This is a genomic window from Chromobacterium haemolyticum (assembly GCF_002081825.1).
GTDB classification, from domain to species: Bacteria; Pseudomonadota; Gammaproteobacteria; order Burkholderiales; family Chromobacteriaceae; genus Chromobacterium; species Chromobacterium fluminis.
Window position 1 is genome coordinate 96,482 of sequence record NZ_MUKU01000009.1, and the last position, 22,514, is coordinate 118,995.

At 65.3% G+C, this 22,514-nt stretch carries 24 protein-coding genes; 8 read left to right on the plus strand and 16 right to left on the minus strand.

Annotated features, from left to right (window positions below):
* Positions 1-5: 5 nt before the first annotated feature.
* The 13 genes from motA to B0T39_RS08890 all read right to left on the minus strand — a co-directional run bounded on the left by motA (position 6) and on the right by B0T39_RS08890 (position 10,806).
* Complete coding sequence (motA, locus tag B0T39_RS08830) at positions 6-872, minus strand: flagellar motor stator protein MotA (protein WP_019102267.1); 867 nt, start codon at positions 870-872, stop codon at positions 6-8.
* A gap of 17 nt (positions 873-889) precedes the next feature.
* Entirely contained in the window at positions 890-1,582 is a 693-nt protein-coding gene (locus B0T39_RS08835; RefSeq protein ID WP_081545781.1) for an RNA polymerase sigma factor FliA, read from the minus strand.
* A 5-nt stretch (positions 1,583-1,587) separates the two neighbouring features.
* A complete protein-coding gene (locus B0T39_RS08840) occupies positions 1,588-2,031 on the minus strand; it encodes a hypothetical protein (protein ID WP_081545784.1) in 444 nt (147 codons plus the stop codon).
* A gap of 17 nt (positions 2,032-2,048) precedes the next feature.
* A complete protein-coding gene (locus B0T39_RS26380; protein ID WP_081545786.1) occupies positions 2,049-3,056 on the minus strand; it encodes a flagellar hook-length control protein FliK in 1,008 nt (335 codons plus the stop codon).
* Positions 3,053-3,340, minus strand: coding sequence for a hypothetical protein (locus B0T39_RS08850; protein WP_081545788.1), 288 nt, complete (start codon positions 3,338-3,340; stop codon positions 3,053-3,055). The genes B0T39_RS26380 and B0T39_RS08850 overlap by 4 nt, the downstream gene beginning before the upstream one ends.
* Complete coding sequence (gene fliS / locus B0T39_RS08855) at positions 3,327-3,719, minus strand: flagellar export chaperone FliS (protein WP_081545790.1); 393 nt, start codon at positions 3,717-3,719, stop codon at positions 3,327-3,329. Before fliS ends, B0T39_RS08850 begins: the two co-directional genes overlap by 14 nt.
* 84 nt (positions 3,720-3,803) lie before the next feature.
* Positions 3,804-5,147: a flagellar filament capping protein FliD gene (gene fliD / locus B0T39_RS08860; protein ID WP_081545792.1), complete on the minus strand. Its 1,344-nt coding sequence runs from the start codon at positions 5,145-5,147 to the stop codon at positions 3,804-3,806.
* Between the two features lie 110 nt (positions 5,148-5,257).
* On the minus strand, positions 5,258-5,692 hold the full coding sequence (fliJ, locus tag B0T39_RS08865) for a flagellar export protein FliJ (protein WP_043590291.1): 435 nt from the start codon (positions 5,690-5,692) through the stop codon (positions 5,258-5,260).
* Complete coding sequence (gene fliI / locus B0T39_RS08870) at positions 5,689-7,002, minus strand: flagellar protein export ATPase FliI (RefSeq protein ID WP_081545794.1); 1,314 nt, start codon at positions 7,000-7,002, stop codon at positions 5,689-5,691. Before fliI ends, fliJ begins: the two co-directional genes overlap by 4 nt.
* Positions 7,003-7,005: 3 nt before the next feature.
* Positions 7,006-7,713, minus strand: coding sequence for a flagellar assembly protein FliH (gene fliH / locus B0T39_RS08875; RefSeq protein WP_081545797.1), 708 nt, complete (start codon positions 7,711-7,713; stop codon positions 7,006-7,008).
* Positions 7,710-8,762, minus strand: coding sequence for a flagellar motor switch protein FliG (locus B0T39_RS08880; protein WP_081545799.1), 1,053 nt, complete (start codon positions 8,760-8,762; stop codon positions 7,710-7,712). Before B0T39_RS08880 ends, fliH begins: the two co-directional genes overlap by 4 nt.
* Entirely contained in the window at positions 8,746-10,446 is a 1,701-nt protein-coding gene (fliF, locus tag B0T39_RS08885; RefSeq protein ID WP_254894521.1) for a flagellar basal-body MS-ring/collar protein FliF, read from the minus strand. The genes B0T39_RS08880 and fliF overlap by 17 nt, the downstream gene beginning before the upstream one ends.
* Before the next feature lie 18 nt (positions 10,447-10,464).
* Entirely contained in the window at positions 10,465-10,806 is a 342-nt protein-coding gene (locus B0T39_RS08890; protein ID WP_081545803.1) for a flagellar hook-basal body complex protein FliE, read from the minus strand.
* A gap of 472 nt (positions 10,807-11,278) precedes the next feature.
* Here B0T39_RS08890 and B0T39_RS08895 point away from each other — a divergent pair, with 472 nt between their 5' ends.
* The 8 genes from B0T39_RS08895 to B0T39_RS08930 all read left to right on the plus strand — a co-directional run bounded on the left by B0T39_RS08895 (position 11,279) and on the right by B0T39_RS08930 (position 19,078).
* Positions 11,279-12,145, plus strand: coding sequence for a FliM/FliN family flagellar motor switch protein (locus B0T39_RS08895; protein ID WP_141111143.1), 867 nt, complete (start codon positions 11,279-11,281; stop codon positions 12,143-12,145).
* A gap of 31 nt (positions 12,146-12,176) precedes the next feature.
* Positions 12,177-12,539 carry a flagellar motor switch protein FliN gene (gene fliN / locus B0T39_RS08900; RefSeq protein ID WP_081545807.1) on the plus strand — a complete coding sequence of 121 codons (363 nt, stop codon included), beginning with the start codon at positions 12,177-12,179 and terminating at the stop codon, positions 12,537-12,539.
* Between the two features lie 17 nt (positions 12,540-12,556).
* On the plus strand, positions 12,557-13,435 hold the full coding sequence (gene fliP, locus B0T39_RS08905) for a flagellar type III secretion system pore protein FliP (RefSeq protein WP_254894522.1): 879 nt from the start codon (positions 12,557-12,559) through the stop codon (positions 13,433-13,435).
* Positions 13,436-13,460: 25 nt separating this feature from the next.
* Positions 13,461-13,733: a flagellar biosynthesis protein FliQ gene (gene fliQ, locus B0T39_RS08910; RefSeq protein WP_081545811.1), complete on the plus strand. Its 273-nt coding sequence runs from the start codon at positions 13,461-13,463 to the stop codon at positions 13,731-13,733.
* Positions 13,734-13,735: 2 nt separating this feature from the next.
* Positions 13,736-14,515, plus strand: a complete 780-nt coding sequence (gene fliR, locus B0T39_RS08915; protein ID WP_081545813.1) for a flagellar biosynthetic protein FliR — start codon at positions 13,736-13,738, stop codon at positions 14,513-14,515.
* Positions 14,508-15,650, plus strand: coding sequence for a flagellar type III secretion system protein FlhB (flhB, locus tag B0T39_RS08920; protein WP_081545815.1), 1,143 nt, complete (start codon positions 14,508-14,510; stop codon positions 15,648-15,650). Before fliR ends, flhB begins: the two co-directional genes overlap by 8 nt.
* Complete coding sequence (locus B0T39_RS08925) at positions 15,647-17,737, plus strand: flagellar biosynthesis protein FlhA (RefSeq protein WP_081545817.1); 2,091 nt, start codon at positions 15,647-15,649, stop codon at positions 17,735-17,737. Before flhB ends, B0T39_RS08925 begins: the two co-directional genes overlap by 4 nt.
* A 477-nt stretch (positions 17,738-18,214) precedes the next feature.
* The gene (locus B0T39_RS08930; RefSeq protein ID WP_019101843.1) at positions 18,215-19,078 is read left to right on the plus strand and encodes a helix-turn-helix domain-containing protein; all 864 of its coding nucleotides are present in this window, start codon (positions 18,215-18,217) and stop codon (positions 19,076-19,078) included.
* A 222-nt stretch (positions 19,079-19,300) separates the two neighbouring features.
* Here the strand turns inward: B0T39_RS08930 and B0T39_RS08935 are convergent, their stop codons facing one another.
* The 3 genes from B0T39_RS08935 to B0T39_RS08945 form a co-directional block, all read right to left on the minus strand.
* Entirely contained in the window at positions 19,301-21,103 is a 1,803-nt protein-coding gene (locus B0T39_RS08935; protein ID WP_081545821.1) for an ATP-binding response regulator, read from the minus strand.
* Positions 21,103-21,573, minus strand: a complete 471-nt coding sequence (locus tag B0T39_RS08940; protein ID WP_166452767.1) for a molybdopterin-dependent oxidoreductase — start codon at positions 21,571-21,573, stop codon at positions 21,103-21,105. Before B0T39_RS08940 ends, B0T39_RS08935 begins: the two co-directional genes overlap by 1 nt.
* 606 nt (positions 21,574-22,179) lie before the next feature.
* The gene (locus B0T39_RS08945; RefSeq protein WP_019101840.1) at positions 22,180-22,440 is read right to left on the minus strand and encodes an acyl-CoA-binding protein; all 261 of its coding nucleotides are present in this window, start codon (positions 22,438-22,440) and stop codon (positions 22,180-22,182) included.
* Between the last annotated feature and the right edge of the window lie 74 nt (positions 22,441-22,514).

The window sequence follows — 22,514 nt, forward strand, 5'->3', positions numbered from 1 at the left end:
TCCGATTAGTTCACGCCTTCCAGCGCGTTGATCCAGGTTTCCAGCTGAGAGAAGCTGGGCTTGGTGTTCAGTTGCACCAGGCGGCGGCCGGCGTCGATGGCCAGCAGCGGCGGCTTGCCGGATACGTGGGTGGTCAGCACCACTTTCACCGATTCGTAGTTGGACAGCTCCTGTTTGACCAGCTGGTGCATCATATTGGACAGCGGGTCCAGCACGCCGTAGCAGAAGAAGATGCCGATGAAGGTGCCCACCATGGCGGCGGCCACTTTTTCGCTGATCTCGCCCGCGGTGGCGCCCTGGCTGACGCTGTTCATCGCCATCACGATGCCCAGCACCGCGGCCAGGATGCCGAAGCCCGGCATCGCCTCGGCGATCTTGTGCAGCGACTTGGACGGCTGGTTCAGTTCTTCATGAATCGCGTCCAGTTCCTGATCCAGCACGCCCTCCAATTCATGGGCGCTGATCTTGCCCATGGCCATCAAGCGGAAATTGTCCACGATGAAGGCCAGCAGCTTGGGTTCTTCCAGCACCAGCGGGTAGCGGTTGAACAAGGGGCTTTGACGCGGGGCCTCCACGTGTTCGTCCAGCGCCTTCAGGCCCTGGCTGGCGGTAATCAGCAGTTCGTACATCAGCAGCAGCAGCTGGCGCTGGAATTCCGCGTCGTACTTCTTGCGCATGCCGACGCGCTTGATCTGGCCCCCCATTTCCGTGAGCACGTGCTGCGGGTTGCCCAGCACGATGGCGCCGACGGCGGCGCCGCAAATGATCAGCAGCTCCACCGGCTGCCAGATCACCGACATGATGCCGCCATGCAGCATGAAGCCGCCAAAGACACAAACCAGCACGATCAGAATGCCGAATAATTGCTGCATGTTTTCTTTCCTCGGACTCAGGCCGCTTGTAGGCGAGCCTGCATTTTTTTGAGAGCGCTCTTGTTGATCTGGCAGACGCGGGCTTCGGTCAGCGCCAGCACCGCCGCGATCTCCTTGAGGCTCAGTTCAAATTCGTAATACAGTTGGATCACTTGCTGCTCGCGCGGGTTAAGCGCCTGCAAGGCCACGGTCAACGCGCTTTTCAGCGCCAGCCGCTGTTCAGGATTGTCTTCCGCCGCCGGCTCCAGCCCCTGGGCCATCAGTTCGTCGAAGCTGGACAGCGCTTCGGCGTTGTCCGCCAGCAGCGCTTCCTGATAGGCCTCGGCGCTGAGTCCCAGCAGCTGCATCGCCTCCGTCTCGCTGGGTTCGCGCCCCAGCTTGCGGCTGAGCAGGCGCAGGCCGTCGCGCACGCGGTGCGCTTCCTGTCGCACCGAGCGCGGCCGCCAGTCCAGCCGGCGCAGTTCGTCGAGAATGGCGCCGCGGATGCGCAAAATGGCGAAGCCGGCGAACTTGTCGTCCGGCTCGCCATAGCGGCGCAGGCTCTCCAGCAAGGCCATCAGCCCCACCTGCTCCATGTCCTCCCGATCAAACACGCCGCCGGCCTGGGATGACAGCTGACGCGCCACTCGCTTGACCAGGTGGGCGTACTGGCGCAGCGCCTCGGCTTCGCCGCCGGCGCTGGCCGGGGCCTCGTCGTAACAGGCGTACATAGGGCTTACTCGATGATCAACTTGCTAACCATCACCTCGCTGAACGGCGCGTCGCGTCGCTCGCGCAGGAAACCGCCGGCATAGGCCTTGGCCAACAAGCGCTGGTAATCGTCTATGCTCATCGCCAGCGCCTTGTCCGCCGGCAGCTCCGACAACGCTCGTACGGCGATGCTCTTCAGAAAGGGCAGTTGGGCCTTGACCTCCGCCTCCTGCTTTTCATTGCTGCGGAACACCAGGTCCACCGCCATGAAGCGGGTGGCGGATTCGCCGCCGCGCAGCATCACGATCACCTTGTCCATGCTGACGAAGCGCGCGTCCAGCGCCGCCGCCGGCTTGGGCGCTTCCGCGGCCTGCGGCGCATGCGAACTCAGCCACCACCAGGCGCCGCCGCCCGCGGCCAGCGCCACCACGATGGCCACGATCAAAATCACTACGATGTTTCGGTTCATTCTTGTGCTTCCGCTGCTCAGCCCTGGCCCAGCCAGAAGCCTTGTCCATCACCCTGCCCCGCTTCCGCCAGCGCCCGCCCCGGCGCGCGTTGCGGCTGCTGTTGCCCCTGGCGTTCCTGACGCTGCTGACCGTGGCCGCCCTGCCCCGGCGCGCCTTCGCGCACTTCCACCGCCACCTGCGTGTATTGGCGATTGGACAGGTCCTGGCGCAGCGCGTCGCCTATGGCTTGCAGCTGCCGCACCACTTCACCGTGCGAGGCGGTCAACTGCACTTGCAGTGCGCCGGCTTCGTGGCGGATGGAGATTTCCAGAGAGCCCAGAGACGGCGGGTCCAGGCGGATCAGCGCGCGGTCCATGCCGTGGCTGCTTTGCACTTGCAGACGTTCGCCCAGCGCGGCGCTGAGTTTGTCGCCCCACTTGGCCGGCTGCTCCGCCGGCAGCTGGATCGGCGCCCACTCCGGCAGCGGCGCGCCGGCCTTGTCCTGCGGCTGCGGCGCAATGGCGGCCAATAGCGGCGAGGCGGGCTGCGCCTGCGCCGGGAGTTCGCGGCCGGCCTGGGTCTCGCCGGCCGCGGCAGGCTTGGCCGGCAGCGGCGCCAGGGTGTTGATCGCGGCGGACAAGGCGTCCGACGGCATCGCCGCCTCGGCGTTTTGACGTGGCGTCGCCGCCGTGGCGACGCGCGCGGCCGCGTCCACGCCGGCTTGCGCCAGCGCGCCGGCCTGAGACGCAAGGACCGGCGGCTGCGGCGCAACCGGCATCAGCGGCAGAGGCTGCGCGACGGGGACGCCGGGCTGCGCGGCCGGCGTTTCGGCCTTGGCTTCGTCGCCCGCGGGGGCTTCGGCGTCGGTTGCGACTGTCGGCGCGGCGTTCTGCCCGTCCATCAGGCTGGCCAGCAAGGCGCTGGCGAAATCGCCGCCGGCATCCGGCGCCGCCGCGTTCGGGTCCAGCAAGGGATCGGCCGGCGCGGCGTCGGCGGGCGTTGACGCGCCGCCGGCGAGAAGATTGGGGGGCAAGGATACGTTCATGCTTGATTCCAGTCGCTGACTTCGGCGTAGGCGATTTGCGCTTCGCGCTGATGGCTCAGCGCGGCGATTTTTTCTTGCAGTTCCGCGGAGTCGGCGCGGCAAACTTCCAGCGCGTCGCGGTAGACGGCGCGCAAGGCGGCGCGCGCGGCGGCGTCCAGCGCCTGAGGCTGGGTGCGCAGCAGTTCCGCCAAGAGTTGGTCCAGCGCGGCCAGGCGTTCCCAGTCGCGCTCGGCGCAGGCGCGGCGGATGGCGGCTTCCAGCGCGGCCGGCTCAGGCGGCTTCATGCTGGTCCCGCACGCCTATCCAGCCGCCCTTAAGCTTGATCAGCAGCTGTTCGGCCTCGTCCAGCGCCGCCACGTCCAGATTGACGCTGGCGTGGTAGAGCCGGTAGGCGCAGTAGTCGTAGAGCCGCGCCAGATTGGTAACCACCTCGCCGCCGGTGTCGAAGTCCAGCGCGCTGGACAGGCCGTTGAGGATATTGATGCACTTGCTGATGCTCTCGCCCTTTTGCTCGTAGCGCTGGTTTTCCAGATGGCCGCGCGCGCGCGCCATTTCTTCCAGCAGGCCGTCGAACAGCACCAGCACCAACTGCACCGGCGAGGCGGAGTGGGTCTGCGCTTCCAGATTGACCGCGTGATAGCTGCGGTAGGCGTCGTAATCCACGTTGTCGTGCTCCTGTTCTAATCAATAGGCGGGAGGTCGTTCCTCCCGCCGAATTCAATGCGGCCAAGCAAATCCGGGACGGATTCAGAAGGAAAGCATGCCCAGAGTCTTCTGCATGTCTTCCTGCATCTTCTGCAGCTGGGTGAACTGCGTCAGGTAACGCTTGTAGCTCTGGTCGTACTGGGTCTTCAGCCGCACCTGGCGGCTATCCAGATCTTTCTGGATGCGGGATTCGGAATCCTTGCGCAGCTTGAGCAGGCCGCTGCTGCCGTTCAGCCATTTGTCCAGGTAGTCGCTGCTTTGCTTGACCACGCCGTTCTTGTTGTCGCCGTTGACGAAACGATCCAGCGCGTCCGGCTTGTCCTTCAGGGTGTCGTTCAGCTTCTTGCTGTCCAGGCTCAAGCTGCCGTCGCGGTTGGCCTTGATGCCCAGCTGGTTCAAAGTGATGCCGTCGTAGGACTGGCGCAGCAGACCGTTGATGCCGTCTTTCAGACTGCGGATGCCGGAGTCGCTGGCGAAGGGGCCGCCGGTCTTGCCTTCCTTGCCCGGCGCGGACAGGTCGGAGATGGCGCTGGCCAGCTTGTTGTAGCTGTCGACGAAGCCTTGCACATTGCTCACGGTGTCGGCCTCGTTGCGCGACACCGACAGCTGCAAGGGGGTGTCGCCCGGCTTCATCGCCTTGCTGATGGTCAGGTTGACGCCGTCTATGCTTTCGAAGGTGTTGGACGCCTGCTTCATTTGCACGCCGGTGTCCTTATTGCCCAGCCAGACGATGGCGTCCTGACCCTTGGTCAGCTCTTTGGGGCTGGCAAGACCGGTCTTGAGGCCGGCGTCGCTGACTTGGCTCAGGTCCAGCGTGACGACGCCGCTCTCGCCGGTCTTGCCGGAAGACATCACCAGCTGGCTGGTGCCGCCGTTGTTCAACACCATGGCGTTGACCTTGCCGCTGTTGCCGCTGGCGCGGTTGATGGCCAAAGCCAGCTCCGACGGAGACAGATTGCCGTCGCCGTCGCGGTCCGCGCTGCTCAGGTCCACTTCAAAGCTGTCGCTGCCCTGGCGGATGGTGATCTTATCGCCGGCCTGGGCCTTGGCGCCGGACAGGCTGCCAAAGGACAGCTGGTGGGCGGTGGCCACTTGTTCGATGAACAGCGAGTAGTTGCCCGGCTGGGCGTTGCCCTTGGCGCTGACGCTGCCGAAGCCTTCCTGGCTGATGCTGGCGCTCATCGCCACCAGGCTTTTCTTGGTGGTGATGCCGGACAGCGCGCTGCGATAGTCTTGCAAGGTTTTTTGCAGCTTGTTCAGCGCGTCGCCGCGCGCCTGCGCCGCCTTACTCTGGTTGTCCAGTTGGTTCTGGGCGTCTTGCAGGTACAGGCTGGCGGCGTTTTGGGCCAGCGCCGAGGGCGGGGTCTTGCTGAAATCGATAGCCATTTGGAATCCTTTCGCTGTGCGCGGACCGGATCGGCGTCCGGGCGGAAGATGGATGGTAGTGACTGTTCAGTGCGACCGCCGTCCGGCTTTTCTTGAGCCGCCGTGAATAATCACGCTCCGCGCAGCCAGGCTTGCCCGGCCAGTTCATCAGTTTGTTTCTGTTCTTTCTTCAGCCGCAGACGCAGCAGGCTTTCCGCCGCCTGATCGCGCACCTGGACCATCACCTCGCGGCGCAGACTGGCTTGCAGCAGCGCGCGCTGGCTGACCGCGGCGTCCGCCTCGGCCAGTTGCAGATCCTGCTGCTGCGAGGCCATCAGGCCCAGCAGCGCGCCCTTGTAGTCGGCGCAGTTGCGCGCCAAAGCCGGGTGGCCGGCATCGGCGCTGGCGCCGCTCTGGCCACACAGCTCGCCCATGCGCAGGATGTTGCGGCGGTAGCGCTCCTGCAACTGACGCTTGCCTTCCACCTCGCTTTGCAGGCGGTCCACGTCCTGCTGCCGCAATTGGACCATCAGGCCCAGGCGGCGCACGTCTTCGGGCTGGTTCATGTCGCTATCATCTCCATCAAACCGTTCCGGCTGTCTTCATAACTCGCGGCCTCGGTCGCGCCCTGGCGCAGGAAAGCCTCCAGCCGGGGCATCAGCCGCACCGCGCGGTCGGTGTCGGCGTCGGCGCCGGCGACATAGCCGCCCAAGGGGATCAGGCTGCGCACTTCCTGATAACGGGACCAGGCGCCGCGCGCGCCGCGCGCCGCCTCCGCGTGTTCCGCCTCGGTCAGCTGGCTCATGCAGCGGCTGACCGAACGGCCGATGTCGATGGCCGGATAGTGACCGCGCTCGGCCAGTTCGCGCGACAGCACGATGTGGCCGTCCAGAATGGCGCGCGCGGTGTCCACCACCGGGTCTTGCTGGTCGTCGCCCTCGGCCAGCACGGTGTAGATGGCGCTCATGCTGCCGACCCCGCCCTCGCCGTTGCCGGCGCTCTCCGCCAGCGAGGGCAAGAGACCGAACACCGACGGCGGATAACCGCGGGTGGCCGGCGGCTCGCCCAGCGCCAGCGCCACTTCGCGCTGCGCCATCGCATAGCGGGTCAGCGAATCCACCAGCAGCAGCACATTGCGCCCCTGGTCGCGGAAGTGGGCGGCGATGGTGTGGGTCAATTCGGTGGCCTTCAGCCTCATCAGCGGCGACTCGTCGGCCGGCGCCACCACCAGCACCGCCTTGGCCAGGCCGGCTTCGCCCAGCGAGTGCTCGACGAACTCCCGCACTTCGCGGCCCCGCTCGCCGATCAGGCCCACCACCACCACGTCGGCTTCGGTATGGCGGGTGATCATGCCCAGCAACACGCTCTTGCCGACGCCGGAGCCGGCGAACAGGCCGACGCGCTGGCCGCGGCCTATGGTGAGCAGGCTGTTGATCGCGCGCACGCCCACGTCCAGCGGCGCGGACACCGGCTGTTTTTTCAAAGGATTGATTTGCGGCGGGTGGGCGGCCAGCGGCTGTTCGCCGCCAAGGCGGCCCAGGCCGTCCAGCGGCTCGCCCAGACCGTTGACGATGCGGCCCAGCCAGGACGGTCCTATCATCAGGCCGCCGCTGTCGGCGGCCGGCAGCACCCGCGCGCCGGTGCTCAGACCCACCGGCTTCTTGAACGGCATCAGATAGGAGACTTCGCGCTTGAAGCCCACCACCTGGGCTTGCAGCCAGCCGCCGCCGGTGGTTTCGATCACGCAGCGCTGGCCGGTTTCCAGCGGACAGCCCACGCTTTCCAGCAGCAGACCGGACGCGCCCACCAGGCGGCCGCTGACGGTAGCCACCGGCACCTCGGGCAGTTCCAGCCGTCCCAACGCCTGGCGCAGCATGGCTTAAGCCTCCGCCTCGGCCGCCGCCGGCTCGTCGGCGTCGTGTTGCAGTTGTTCGCGCACCGTGGCGATGCAAGCTTCCAGCCGCTGCTGACAACCGGCGTCGGCCTCGGACTCCGGCGTGCGGATCCGGCATTCGCCGTGCGGCAGCTGCGCGTCGGCCACCAAGCGCCAGCGCGCGGCGCGCTCCGGCGCCAGTTCGCGGATGCGCTGGCATTCCTCGGCGTTGAGCAGGACTTCCACCTCGTCCTGCTGATATTGGCCCGGCGGCAGCGCGGCCAGGGTTTCGTCCACCAGGTCCAGGATCTGCACCGGCTTGAGCGCCAGCTCGCAACGGATGACCTGGCGCGCCACTTTGGCCACCAGTTCCACCACCTCGTCGCGCATCGCCGCCTGGTATTCCTCGCTGACGCGGCGCAGCTCGGTCAGCGCGGCCTCCAGCGGCCGGCCCAGGTCGGCCAGCTCGGCCAGGGCTTCGCGGCGCGCCGCCGCCTGCCCTTCCTGGCGGCCCTGTTCCAAGCCCGCCGCGTAGCCGGCTTCGCGGCCGGCGGCTTCCCCGCTGGCCAGGCCTTCGTTGTAACCGGCGTCCATGCCCTGGCGGAAGCCGTCGGCGGCGGAGGCCTGGATCTGGGCGGAGTCCTGCGCGTCCAGCGGCAGGTCCAGCGCGCTGTGGATCAGCGGCGGGAAACGGAAGGGGCGCCAGGCCTTCACTCGACCACTTCCTCGGGGAATAGCTGCAGGTCGATTTCACCGGCCTGAGCCAACTGTTTGACCTGGGCCATGATGTCGGCGCGCACTTCTTCCACGCGGCTCAGCGGCACCGGGCCGGAGCGGCGCATCATGCCGTCGAAGTTCTGCGCCTGACGGCGCGGCATGGTCTGGACGATGGCTTCGCGCACCGCCGGCTCCGCGCCCTTGAGCGCGATGGCCCATTGCTCCAGCGGAATGTCTTCGCTGATGCGCATCAGCACGGCTTCGGTCTGGCGCGACAGGATGAAGAAGTCGTACATGCGGGTTTCGATTTCCTCGACGATGTCCGGATCGTGGGCGCGCAGCAGTTCCATCATGCGCTGGCGGTCGCCCGGCAGGCGGTTGAGGATGTCGGCGGTCTGCTGCATGCCTTCCACCGCGGTGCTCTGGGTGTGCAGGCTTTCCAGACAGCGATTGACCAGTTCTTCCAGTTCTTCCAAGAGTTCGCGGTCCACGTCCTTGAGCCGGGCCACGTTGACCAGCACGCTGTCGCGGCTGTCCGCCGGCAACGCGTCCACCACCAGGCCGGCCAAGGCCGGCGGCAGGAAGGCGAGGAAGACCGCCTGCATGCGCACGTGCTCGCCGGCGATGCGGTCCGCCAGCCATTGCGGCGACACCCATTGCAGCCGCGCCATCTTGGGACGGATGGCGTCGCCGTAGATGGTGTCCAGCACGCTGTTGGCGATGTCGCTGCCCAGCGCCAGGTCCAGCGAGCGCTTGAGGAAGGCGCGGCTGGCGCCATGCACCCCGCTCTGCTCGCGGTATTCGTCGAAGAATTTCTGAATCGTGGTCTTGACCGCGTCCACCTTGATGCCGCTCATGCCGGACATCGCCTGGGTCACTTGCAACAGTTCTTCGCGGCTCAGACAGCGCAGCACGGCGGCGGCGGGCTCTTCGCCCATGCACAACAGCAGCACGGCGGCCTGCTCGATGGTGTTCATCGCTTCTGCGGCGGGCGCGGCGGCGGCCGGCGGCAAGGCCGGCGCTACGGCGTTATTGGTTTCGTCCATTTTTCTGCACCCATTGTTTGACGACTTCGGCGACGCGTTCCGGTTCTTTGGCGGCCAGGCCCTTCAGGTGGTCTACCAGCACATCGACGCTGGAGCCAGCCGGCGGCAGATCGTAGTTTTCCAGCAGCGGCACCACCGGGCTGGCGCCGGCGCCGGCCGCGGCGGCCAAGGCCGCCGGTTGCGGCGCGGAGGACAGCTGAGCCTGGCGCGCGGCGCGCAGGTCGGCGCCGTCCATCAGCGGATCGGGTTTCAGTTCCAGCGCTTCCGGCTGCTGATATTCGCGCAGTTGGCGGTCGGTCAGCTGGCGCAGCATCTTCAGCAGCGGACGCGCCAGCAACAGGTAGGCCAGCAGCAGGCCGAAGGCGTAGACGGCCCAGCGCGCGGCTTCGAACCAGGTGTCTTGCTGCATCCAGATCGGCTCCGGCTCGGACAGCGCGGAGAAGTTGAGCGTGGACACCGCCAGGGTGTCGCCGCGCTCGGCGTGGATGCCCAGGCCGTTGCGCAGCACCTTGTCCACATTGGCCAGTTCAGCCGGCTTCCAGCCGCCCTTGGCCGGCGCGGCGGCCTGGTTCAGCACCACGGCCACGCTCAGGCGGCGCAGCGTGCCGCGCGCCTTCTTGATCTGGGTGACGCTGCGGTCGTAAGCGTATTGGCGGGTGACGGCGTTCTTGCTGTTGCCGGCTTTTTCCGAGGCGGAACCGGAGGCGTCGGTGTTGACCGGGCGGTTGCTCAGCGAACCGGGCACGCCCAAAGCCATTTTCTCGGTGGAGGTTTCCTCGCGGGAGGCCTCGTTGGTGACTTTGGGCGCTTCGCCGTATTTCTCGCGGGTTTCCTCCACGCGGTCGTTGTCCACGTCGGCGGTGACGCTCACCTTGAAATTGTCCTTGCCCAGCACCGGGGTCAGCAGGTCGCGGACGTTTTGCAGCGCTTCCTCGCGGAAGCGGCGCGCGGCGTCGCTCTCATTGCCGCCCAGCATACCGTCGTCGCTCAAGTCCACGCGGGAGGACAGCAGATTGCCGGCCTGGTCCACCAGGGTGACCTGGGACGGCGACAGCGTGGACACGCTGCCGGCCACCAGCTTGATCACCGCGGCCACTTGTTCGTTGTTCAGTTGCTGACCGGGCTTAAGGGTCACCACCACCGAGGCGGAGCCCTTGTCGTTGGCCGCGCCGACGAAGGACGTGGCGCGCGGCAGCGACAGATGCACGCGCGCGGCGGACACCGGCTCCAGCGCCAGAATGCTTTGCACCAGCTCGCCTTCCAGGCCGCGGCGGAAACGCACGTCCTGCACGAACTGGCTAACGCCCAGCGGGTCGTTCTTGTCCAACAGCTCCAGGCCGGACGGCAGCTGCGCCACCACGCCCTTGGCCGCCAGCTGCATGCGCACGCGGCCCAGCTGGCTGTCCGGCACCAGCACCTGGCCGGTTTGCGGATGGAGGCGATAGGGGATTTTTTCGGCGTCCAGCACCGCCATCATGTCGGCGGCCACCACTTTTTCCTGGGCGCCGAACACCGGCTTGTAGCTGGCGTCGTCGCGCCACAGCCACAGGCTGATCATCACGGTGACACCTATGGCCAGCGCGACGATGGGAAGCGCCAGGCGCAGGGAATGTCCGGAAACGGGCCAAGGGCCGCCCAGACGGGTTTGCACGGCCGCGACGCCGCTGCGAAAACGATTCAACACGGGCATGGTCCTCGCGGCTTACAGCTGCATCTTGATCAAGTCGTCCACGGCGCCCACCACCTTATTGCGCACTTGCATCAGCATGGAGAACGACAGGCTGGCTTCCTGGCTCATCAGCATGGCGCCGACCAGGTCGTCGCTTTTGCCGCTGTCCACGTCGACCATTTTTTCGGAAGCCGCGCGGTTCTGCGCGTCCACATCGCGGATGGCCGCGCCCATGGCGTCGGTGAAGCTGGCTGTGGTGGCCGGCTCTTCGCTGTGCTGCGGCGGCGCAATCGGCGCGCTGCGCGCCATCCCGGCCATTTCGCCGAGCATCTGCTTGCGGTCGGCATGAATCATCAAACCCAGGTTGGTCGCCATCGGAAATCCTTGTCGGGCGGAGCCCGTTATTATTGAGTGGCCAATCAAGGCCGGTTTCACGTCTGCGGCCCGCCACCCTGCGGCGGCGAGCGTATCGAAGCGGCAGCCCCGAGATGAGGACTTGTAACCATGCCATCATCCTGACGCCAGGATACGAGCGGCGATTTTAAACTTTATGCTTAAACCAACAGCCGTGAATTTTCACAAAGTGTGACGTGAATTTTCCCCCTTTACCCAGCGGCGGCAGCCAGTAAGATGCACACTCCATAAGGTTTAGCCTGCCGTTTGCCTCCGCCCGCGAGCCGCGAATTTAGTACCTTCTAGTACAGTTCGCATCCAGCGCCGCAGAGGGCGGGCCGGCCTTGATGAACACCAGGCCGCCGCGGTTTAAGCGCCGCGCCCCTTCCGTCGCCCGCGCGCGCCGGCCGGGCGCGCCGGCGGCGCCAAGTCCACGCCTTCACCGAGAATCGAGATGCCAAGAGCCAGAATCATTTCGCAGCATGACGGCGCCCAATTGCCGGCTCTCGACCTGCGCACGCTGGGACGACCGTTCCATCTGCTGCCTGTCTTCGGCAAAGCCCTGCAAGAAGAGCTGGCGGATTTCCTGCAGCAAGAACTGAACCGCCGCTACCACGCGCGTTTCCACATCCGGGCCTTGGAACAGACGCAGCCGGCCGCCGACGAGCGCCGCTGGCTGTGGCACGCGCTGGACGGCTGCCAGCTGGGCAGTCATATCGAACGGCCGCTGTTGCTGCGCTTGCTGGATTACCGCTTCGGCGCGCCGGCGACGCAGCCGGACGCCGGCGCCGGCGCACCGGCGGAAACCGAGACCGAGCGCCGCTTGGCGCGCAGCCTGGCGGAGCGCTTGCTGCCCCGGCTATTGCAATGCGTGTTGCGCTTGGACCGCCAGGCCGGCGGCCTGCCGCCCGGCCCGGCCGACTGCGCGCTGCTGCCCTTCGTGCCGCCCGGCACCGGCGTCTGGGAGATCCGCCTGGACATCGGCGACGGCGATCACGCGGTCGGCGCGCTGCGCCTGCAATTGGACGCCGCCTGCTTCGAACGCCTGCTGAAAAACCTGTCCGGCCGCCGCGACAGCGCCGACGCCCAGGCCGCGCCGGCAGAGACCTTCCGCGACCGGCTGCGGGTGCGGTTGCAGGCGCGCTTGCTGGACCGCGAAATGGCGCTGGGCGACATCATGGACCTGCGCCCCGGCAGCGTGCTGCCGGTGAAGCTGCACGCCAGGAGCGAAGTGATGGTCGGCGCTTCGCGGCTGTTCGACGCCGAAGTGGCCGAACAGCACGGCAAGCTGTGCCTGACCGCTTTTGTCGTCAGCGAATAACTCTACACACACAGAACAAGCAAGGATGAGCATGGACTTGAACGACGATTTCGATCTGGGCGGCGTGCTGGACGGCCTGGACGGGCAAAACGACGCGGACGCCAAGCCGGCTGACGACGCCGCGGCGCGGCGGCCGCAACGCGACATGACCCAGTTCCTGCGCAAGATCCCGGTCCGGCTGACGCTGGAAGTGGGCGGCGCCGACATCTCGCTGGCCGATCTGGTCAATATCGAGAACGGTTCGGTGGTGGAGTTGGACAAGCTGGCCGGCGAACCGCTGGACATCAAGGTCAACGGTACGGTGATCGGCCGCGGCGAGGTGGTGGTGGCCGGCGAGAACTACGGCCTGCGGGTGGTGGAGCTGAACGATCTGGAACTGGACAGCCTGACCTGATGGAAGCCTTGAAGAAATTGAGGGACCTCGAAAAACCGTCGCGAGCGGTTCGAGAGCAAGGCGCACCGCGCGCAGCGACCGAGATAGTACAAACCGTACAGCGAGGGAGCGAGCACGGAGCAACGCCGCTATCGGACCGCGCAGCAGGTTTTTCGAGGTCCCTCCACCCCAGCCTGCTCGCTGCCGGGCTGTGGGCGCTGGCCGCCGCCTGTCAGGCAGAACCGCTGAAACTGCTGTCGGCCAACGCCGGCGGCACGCCGGTGGACTTCACCATCAAGACCCAGATCCTGATCCTGATGACCCTGCTCGGGCTCTTGCCCGTGCTGGTGCTGATGATGACCAGCTTCACCCGCTTCATCATCGTGCTCTCGCTGCTGCGCCAGGCGCTAGGCCTGCAACAGGGCCTGCCCAACCGCATCGTCACCGGCGTGTCCTTGATCCTGACCCTGCTGGTGATGCGGCCGGTGGGGCTGGAGGTGTGGAACCAGGCCTTGCAGCCCTTCGATCAGGACAAGATCACCATGCAGCAGGCGCTGGAGATCGCGCAGAGGCCCATCAGCCGCTTCATGCTGGCGCAAACCAGCAAAACCGCGCTGGCGCAGATCGCCAGGCTGTCCGGCGAGGAAAAGATCAGCAATCCGCAGGACCACGCCTTCGCGGTCAAGCTCGCGGCCTTCGTGCTGTCGGAATTGAAAACCGCGTTCCAGATCGGCTGCATGCTGTTCATCCCCTTCCTGGTGATAGACCTGGTGGTGTCCAGCGTGCTGATGGCGATGGGCATGATGATGCTGTCGCCGCTGGTGATTTCGCTGCCGCTCAAGCTGCTGCTGTTCGTGCTGGTGGACGGCTGGTCGCTGACGGTGAACACCCTGGTCACCTCGATACAGGCTTATTGAGCGCGCTTTTGAGAATGGACTTGCCATGCTGACTCCCGACATCGCCGTCGACATCGTCAACGACAGCCTGCGCGTCGTCGTCACCCTGGTGGTGCTGCTGATCCTGCCCAGCCTGATCGTCGGCGTCATCGTCAGCCTGATTCAGGCCGCCACCCAGATCAACGAACAGACGCTGTCCTTCCTGCCGCGGCTGCTGGTGACCCTGCTGACCATCGCCATCGCCGGCCACTGGATCACCGGCTTCCTGATGGATTTCTGCGTGGCGATGTTCCAGCGCGCCGCCAGTTTGGTCGGATAGCCGTGACCGGCCTCTACGCCCAACTGCTGGACTTGATCCCGGCCTTCTGGTGGCCGTTTTGCCGGCTGATGGCCGCCTTCAGCGTCGCGCCCTTCATCGGCGAGGGCATGGTGCCGGTGCGGGTGCGCATCGGCCTGGCGCTGGCGCTGTCCGCCGCCACGCTGCCGGCCACCCTGCCGCTGCCCAAGCTGGACCTGTTCTCGCTGGCCGGCGTCGCCGCCAGCATCGAGCAGGCGGTGATTGGCCTCGTCTTCGGCCTCGCCTTCCAACTGGTGCTGGCGGTGCTGGCCGTGCTCGGCTTCCTGGTGTCCTCGCAGATGGCGCTGTCCATGGCGGTGATGAACGACCCCGGCAACGGCAACTCCTCCGACGTGGTGTCCAGCCTGCTCTACCTGCTGGGCGCCATGATCTTCTTCGCGCTGGACGGCCATTTGCTGCTGATCCAGGTGGTTTACGCCAGCTTCCAGGCCTGGCCGGTGGGCGGCGGCGTGCCGGCCGCCTCGCTGTCCATGCTGGCCGGCGGCGTGGCCTGGGTGCTGTCCGCCGCCATGCTGTTGGCGCTGCCGGCGGTGTTCGCCACCTTCGTGGTGCAGGCCGGCGTGGGCATGATCAACCGGGTGGCGCCGTCGCTGAACCTGTTCTCGCTGGGCTTCCCTCTGATTACTCTGTTCGGCCTGGGCACGCTGGGCCTGGTGGCGCGCTTCATCCCGCAGCAATACCTGAACCTGAACGAACAGATGCTGCGCCTGCTGGGCGGCATGCTGAGAGCCGGCCATGGCTGAGGGGCGCGGCGGCGATAAAACCGAAAAGGCCACACCGCACAAGCTGCGGCAGGCGCGCCAGCAAGGCCAGGTGCCGCGCTCGCGCGATCTGGCCGCCGCGCTGGGCCTGCTGCTGGCGCTGAAACTGGCTTTCTGGCTGATGCCGCAGTGGCTGGATGAGTTCCGCCAACTGTTCGCGCTGGCCTTCGCCCCGCTCTCCGGTAACGGCGCGCTGGACAACAGCTGGTCCAAGCTGTTTGCCGGCACCTTGTTGCTGCTGGTCAAGATGGTGCTGCCGCTGGCGGTGATTCCACTGTGCATGATCGTGGTTTCGCTCTACCCCGGCGGCTGGGTCTTCAGCTTCAACCATCTGCAACCCAAGCTGGAGCGCTTCAACCCGCTGGCCCACTTCGGCCGCATCGCCTCGGCGCGGCACGCCAGCGAAATCGGCAAATCCATCGCCAAGGCGCTGTTGCTGGGCTGGGTGCTGTACCGGCTGAGCCAGAGCGCGCTGGAGGATTTCTTCGCCTTGCAGGGCGCGCCCTTCGCCACCGCGCTGGCCGGCAGCGCCGAGCTGCTGATCAACGCCCTGCTGACGCTGACCGCGGTCTTCATGCTGTTCGCGCTGATCGACCTGCCGCTGCAAATCCTGCTGTTCATGAAGCAGCAGAAAATGAGCAAGCAGGAGATCAAGGAAGAGTACAAAAGCACCGAGGGCCGGCCGGAGATCAAACAGCGCATTCGCCAAATCCAGATGCAGATGGCCCAGCGCGGCGTGCGCAAGGCCGTGCCCACCGCCGACGTGGTCATCGTCAACCCGGAGCACTACGCGGTGGCGTTGAAATACGATGAGGAGCGCGCCGAAGCGCCCTTCATCATCGCCAAGGGCCTGGACGAGATGGCGCTCTACATCCGTCAGGTGGCCCAGGAGCATCAGGTGGACATCGTGCCGCTGCCGCCGCTGGCGCGCGCCGTCTACCACACCACCCAGGTCAACCAGCAAATTCCCGCGCCGCTGTACCGAGCGGTGGCGCAAGTCCTGACCTATGTCATGCAACTCAAGGCCTTCCGCAACGGATCGCGCCGCAGCCAGCCGCGGCTGCCGGACGATTTGCCGATCCCGCGCGACATGGCCGATCCCAGAACCGCACCATGAACGCTTTCACCCGACTGCTGGCCGACATCGGCCGCCACAAGATCGCCGCCCCGCTGTTTTTGCTGGCCATACTGGCCATGGTGATGCTGCCGCTGCCGCCGATGGCGCTGGACATGCTGTTCACCTTCAACATCGTGCTAGCCATCATCGTCATCCTGGTCAGCGTCTCCGCCAAGCGGCCGCTGGACTTCTCCGCCTTCCCCACCATCATCCTGGCCACCACCCTGCTCAGGCTGTCGCTGAACGTGGCCTCCACCCGAGTGGTGCTGCTGCACGGCCATGAGGGCACTCACGCCGCCGGCCGGGTGATCGAGGCCTTCGGCCAGGTGGTGATAGGCGGCAATTTCGTTGTCGGCATGGTGGTGTTCGTCATCCTGATGATCATCAACTTCATGGTGGTGACCAAGGGCGCGGAACGGATCTCGGAAGTCTCCGCCCGCTTCACTCTGGACGCGCTGCCCGGCAAGCAGATGGCCATCGACGCCGACCTCAACGCCGGCCTGATCAACCAGGAGCAAGCACAGCAGCGCCGCCGCGACATCGCCACCGAGGCCGACTTCTACGGCGCGATGGACGGCGCCTCCAAGTTCGTGCGCGGCGACGCCATCGCCGGCATCCTGATCCTGATCATCAATCTGTTCGGCGGCGTGGCCATCGGCGCGCTGATGCACGGCCTGTCCGCCGGCGACGCCTTCCGCCAATACGCGCTGATGACCATAGGCGACGGCCTGGTGGCGCAGATCCCGGCACTGCTGCTGTCCTCCGCCGCCGCCATCATCGTCACCCGCATCAGCGACGACGGCGACATGCAGGAACAGGTGAGCAAGCAGATGCTGGCCTCCCCCACCGTGCTGATGAGCGCCGCCGGCATGATGCTGGTGCTGGCCGCCATCCCCGGCATGCCCTGGCCCACCTTCCTCGGCTTCGCGCTGCTGCTGGGCTTCGTCGCCTGGCGGCTGCACCAACGACAGCAAGTGCTGCCGAACCAGCCGGACCCGGCGCTGGCGAAAAGCGCGCTGGCCGGCGACGCCGACATCGAACTGGAATGGGGCGCCCTGCCCTATGTGGACGCCCTGGGCGTCAACCTGGGCTACAAACTGGTGTCGCTGCTGGACAAGAGCCAGGGCGCGCCGCTGGCCAAGCGCGTGCGCGGCGTGCGCCAAAGCCTGAGCGAGAGCATGGGCGTGCTGATGCCGCAAGTGAATCTGCGCGACGATCTGCGCCTCAAGCCCTCGCAGTACGCCATCCTGCTCAGCGGCAACACCGTGGCCGAAGGCGAGGTCTACGCCGACCGGCTGATGGCCATCCCCTCGCCGGAACTGTACGGCGAAGTGGACGGCATGCCCGGCGTGGACCCGGCCTACGCCATGCCGGTGACCTGGATTCTGCCGGACGACAAGAGCAAGGCGCTGGGCCTGGGCTACCAAGTCGTGGACTGCGCCAGCGTGGTGGCCACCCATCTGAATAAAGTGATGCGCGAGCATTTGTCCGAGTTGTTCCGCCACGACGACGTGGCCGCCATCAACGAACGGCTGTCCGCGCTGGCGCCCAAGCTCGCCTCCGCGCTGAACCAGGCGCTGCCGGCGCCCTTGCAGCTCAAGGCCTACCGCCAACTGCTGACCGACAATGTGTCGCTGAAAGACATCGCCCCCATCGCCAACGCCCTGCTGGACGCCAGCGAAAGCAGCAAGGATCCCATCATGCTGGCGGCTGAAGTGCGTTGCGCGCTGAAGCGCCAGATCGTGCAGTCCATCCTGGGCCCGCGCGGCGAGATGAAGGCCTTCAACCTGTCCGCTGACCTGGAAAACCTGCTGCTGGGCGCTTTGAGCCAAGCGCAGCAAACCGGCAAGCCGCAGCTGGACAGCTTCCCCATCGACCCCAATGTGCTGCAGCAGCTGCAGGCCAATATGCCGGTGGTGCGCGACCAGATGAAGCAACTGGGCCACGCGCCCATCCTGCTGGTGATGCCGCAGATCCGCCCGCTGCTGGCGCGCTACGCGCGCTTGTTCGCGCCAGGCCTGCACGTGCTGTCCTACAACGAAGTGCCGGAGACCCGCGAAGTCAGCTTGACCGGCACTCTGGGCTGATCCGCCGCCCCCAATCCCGCGGGGCGCCGCGGGCGCGCGTCGTCGCGCCCGCACGCCCTTCGCATGATATGCGAAATTACAACACCCCCACTCCTGCGCCCGCCGTCGCCTTCATTTCTTAAACATCCCCAAATAATCAATCCTCTAGCGGCTGAGATTCGGACATGACCCGCTAAGGCAGAGGCATAATCCAGCCCGGATCTGTACCAAGGAACAGGTTTCAATCTGTATGCCTAATTTTAAAATGAAAGCCTTTTTTGCATTTTCGGCGAAAACTTTTCGCAAATTTTGCAAAATCTGACTAATATCGGCTAAAACCTAAAGTAAAGCGTCGACGTGCCCGCCCCTGCCCGGAAGGCCATCCGCCTTCCGCTCGCCGCCGCCGATAATGAACAAAGACAGCAGCCCTCCGCCCGCGCCGGCGGCAAGCTGCGGACCAGAACGACCCGATAGTCGCCCTACTCCAAAGACATGCAAATGACACAGAACAAGCCAACCACGGAAATCATCAACGCCAATATCCGCACCCATCTGGAGCAGCGCGGTCTGGCGGAGTCTCAACAGGTCAGCCTGATCGAAGAAGTGCTGGGCCTGAGCGCGTCGCAAACCTACCGCAAGCTCAACGGCAGCAGCCAGTGGCAGCTGGGTCAATTGGAGAAGCTGGCGCAATACCTGGGCCTGCCCACGTCCGAACTGCTGGTGTCGCAGGACAACCGCCGGCCGGTGCGGGTGCCGGACGCCGACCTGATCCCGGCCATCCTCCACCTGACCGACCACACCGAGGAAGCCCATTGCTGGATACAGCTGGGCGACGTGGTGCAGGACGATTCCATCTCGCCGCTCTTGCTGGCGCGTCGTCAGGGCGACAGCTGGCACGTGTATCCGGGCAGCCACGACCGCTGCATCAACGGCCACGAAGTCACCTATCTGGCGGTACAGCCGCCCAAGCGCGCCAACAACAAGCGCTTGCTGGTGGCGGTGCTGGACGATATGGACGCCGACATCCTGGCCGCGGTGCTGGTGCGCCAGGGCCTGTTCGCCCTGCCCTACGAATCCCCGTCCGAACTGCTGGCCGCGCTGCCGCACGAGGAGTTCGACGCTTTCGTGCTGGACTGGGTGCTGGGCGACGAGGACTGCATGAAGGTCATCGAGACCATACGCCAGCGCTCGTCCACCGTGCCCATCATCGTGCTGACCGGCCATGCGGAGGAATACGAATCCGCGCTGCAGCAGGCCTTACGCATTCAGGGCGTCTACTACATCGGCAAACCGACGCCGGGCTCCATTCTGGCGTTGCAGATCACCAATGTGGTCACCGCCGCCCACGATCTGGAAGTCTGAGAACCTGTTTACGATCTGCTCCGCTACTGCGCTGCGGCGATACAGCGTTGAAACCAAGCTCAAAAATGCTCATGTACCACGTGTACATTCCGCTTTTTCGCTCGTTTTCGCCTTGTCTCGCCTTGGCTCGCGAGATGTTGAATAGGCAGCTGTTCACTATCGCCGCGGCGCGGCATTGAAAAAGCCCTGGAGGACATCCAGGGCTTTTTTGCGCGACGCGGGTCAAGCCCGCTTGCTGACCACGGTCAACATCTGCCGCAATTGACCGGCGTCGAAGGGCTTGGCCAGGATGCCGGCGAAGCGGCTCGCGCGCGGATCGTCAAAGGCCTCCGGATAAGCGCTCATCCCAACGACGGCGGTATGCTCGGCGCGCAGGCCGTTCCAGGCCCGCTCCGCCACCTGGTAGCCGCTGTCCGCGCCCAGATGCATATCCAGCAGCACGGCGTCGAAATCGGCTTGCTCCAGCGCCCGTTCCGCCAAGGCCGCCGTCTCCGCGGTGGCCACCTGATAGCCGTCGCGCTGCAGCAACTCGGCCAGAGTGTCGCGAATGTCGGCGTCGTCGTCCACGATCAACACCGATTGCGAGCCCGGCGTCTCCGCCGCCTGCACCGGTATGCGCACGGTGAAGCAGGCGCCCTTGCCCTCGGCGCTGTCCAGCGCTATGCAGCCGCCAAACAGATTGACCAGCTCCTTGACGATGGACAGGCCCAGCCCGCAGCTGCCGGCGCGTCTATGCTTGCCCTGGATGAAAGGCTGAAAAATACGCTGCTGGTACTCCAGCGGAATGCCCACCCCGGTGTCGCGCACTTGCAGCACCAGCTCGTGATGGCCGGTGGCGCGCAGGCAAGACACGCTGACCGTGACCGTGCCGCTATCGGTGTAGCGGATGGCGTTGGACACCAGATTGCCCACGACCTGACGCAGCCTGACCTCGTCCAGCAGCACCGTCGCCGGCAGCGGCCCGGCCTGGTAATTCAGCGCCAGGCCCTTGGCGTCGGCCAAGGGCCGCATCACATCCATGGTGGCTTGCAACACCTCGGCCAGCGGCATCGGTTGCGGATTCATCCGCAGCTTCATATTGCGGATGGCGCTGATGTCCATGATGTCGTGCACCTGGGCGGATAAATGCGACACGCTGGTTTTCAAGCGCTGCAAGGCGGTGCGCGCGGTTTTCTGGCCGTCCGCCACCGGCTCCAGCAATTCGATGCAAACCTGCATCGACTGCAAGGGGGAACGGATCTCGTGGCTCAACGTGGCCAGGAAGGTGGTGCGGTCCAGCTCCATCGCCACCGTGGCCTGGTGCGCGGACTGCTCCTTCTCTAGCAAGGCCTGCTTGGCGCTGGCCAGACGCTTGACCGAGCTATAGCGCGACAGCAGCAAAATCACGGCGCAGATCACGCCCCACAACACCGACTGCAGATACAGCACATTGCTGCGCTGTCGGTCCAGATCCTCCAGCCGCTCGGTGCGGCTTTTGACCTCCGCCACCCTCGCCTCCACCGCGAAAGCCATCAGTTGCGGCCGCAGCAGGTCGATGCGCTCCAACAGCGCCGGCACCGAGGCCAGCGCAGGATGGCTAAAAGCGGGATCGTTGAATAATTGCTGGTAATCCACCACCAGGGTGTCGAAACCCTTCACCTGGCGCAGCAACATCTGCACCCGCACCGGCGCCGGTTCGGAAAACACATGAAAACGGCTGCTGGCCACTTCCAAGCGCCGCAACAGCTCGTCTTGCTTGATGCGGCCGGCCTGGAAACCCACCAGCGCGGACTTGGCGCGCTCCATTTCCAGCTGGAATTGCGCCACCGACCAATACAAATCCTCGCTGCTGTTGGCCACTGAATTGACCTTGCCCAGCTGGCTGATGCTGTAATACATGCCGCCGGCGGCGGTGATCAGCACCAGCAGGCCCACCCATAGCATGCGCCGGCCTTCCGGCCAGCCGCCCCAGCCGGAAACCAGCCCCCGCAGGCGGCCGGCCCAGCCCGGCTCTACGCCGGATGACGCTTGATTGTCCTGGTTCATCAGTTCACCACCAGACCGTCAATCTGCCAGATCAGCTTGGCGTCCAAGGCCGGCCCCTTGGCCGAATCCGGCATCTGCTCCAGCGGATACATCAGCCACAACGGGCCGTAACGGGCTACGTTCATCGGCTGCTGGTTGAAGCGGCGGGCCAGGATGGCGCGGTACTTGACCAACTCGCCGATAGGAATGGAATAGGTATAGTCGTTGAGCGCCACAAACTGGGCCTGATGGCCGTAGGCGCCCACTTTATTGAGGATGTCCCGCACCAGCGGCCCGCTGAAAGTGGCCTTGGGCGTCCAGCTGGTGGCGGTGACCAGCGAGGTTTGAGGCAAGGCCATCAGCGCGCTTTCGCGGAATTCGTACACGCTGCGCGCCGAATCGGTGAAATGACTGATCTTGCCCGACACCACCAGCAAAACCGGGTCGTCGCCCGCCCGGCACGCTTGCGCCAGCAGGACGAAAACCAGCAAGCAAAAGACTCTCTTCATCTTGGCCAACGCTTCACTTGATTGAAAAACCATACCGCCGCACTGCTCATCAACAGTCAGACAACTATAGAACCTGTTCACGATCTCGCGAGCTAAGGCGAGACAAGACGCCGCGGTGGAAATAGCGGATTGCGCCGACGGCGCATGAGCGTTTCGAAAACACGCTCGCCATATCGGCAACGCTCAGCAGATTTTGAACAGGTTCTAAGAGCCTGTTCACGATCTCGCGAGCAAGAGCGAGACAAGGCGAAAACAAGCGAAAAAGCGGAATGTACACGTGGTACATGAGCATTTTGAGCTGGTTTTTAACGCCGTATCGCCGCAGCGCAGCAGATAGTGAACAGGTTCTAAAAAAACGGCACGCTAGTCTGGTGCCGGTTCGCCGCCGAAAACGGCGCTGCCCGCGGGCGCTCCGTTTCAGCGGCAGGGGTCGGCCGCGGCCGGCTTAGCGCCTGTTTACGATCTCGCGAGCTAAGGCGAGACAAGGCGAAAACGAGCGAAAAAGCGGAATGTACAGGTGGTACATGAGCATTTTGAGCCGGTTTTCAACGCCGTATCGCCGACGCGCAGCAGATCGTAAACAGGTTCTTACTCTTCCAGCAGACGCTTCACCACGTCCACGTATTCCTGCTTCGCCTCGTCGCTGCCCTTGCCCTTCAGCTTTTCCCAGGCGTCGAACTTGGCGCGGTTGATGAAGTCCATCATGCCCGGGCGTTCGCCGGCGGCGTCGCCTTCGGTAGCCTGTTTGAACAGCGCGTACAGTTGCAACAGAGTCTGGTTGTCCGGACGCTCGGACAGGGTCTTGACATCGGCCTGGGCCTGGGTGAACAGAGTCTGCAGATCAGACATGGGAATTCCTTTGTTGAAGACCGGGACGTTGGTGCGCCCCTGATTGGAGATGTTAGCCGCCGGCAGCCAGTGCC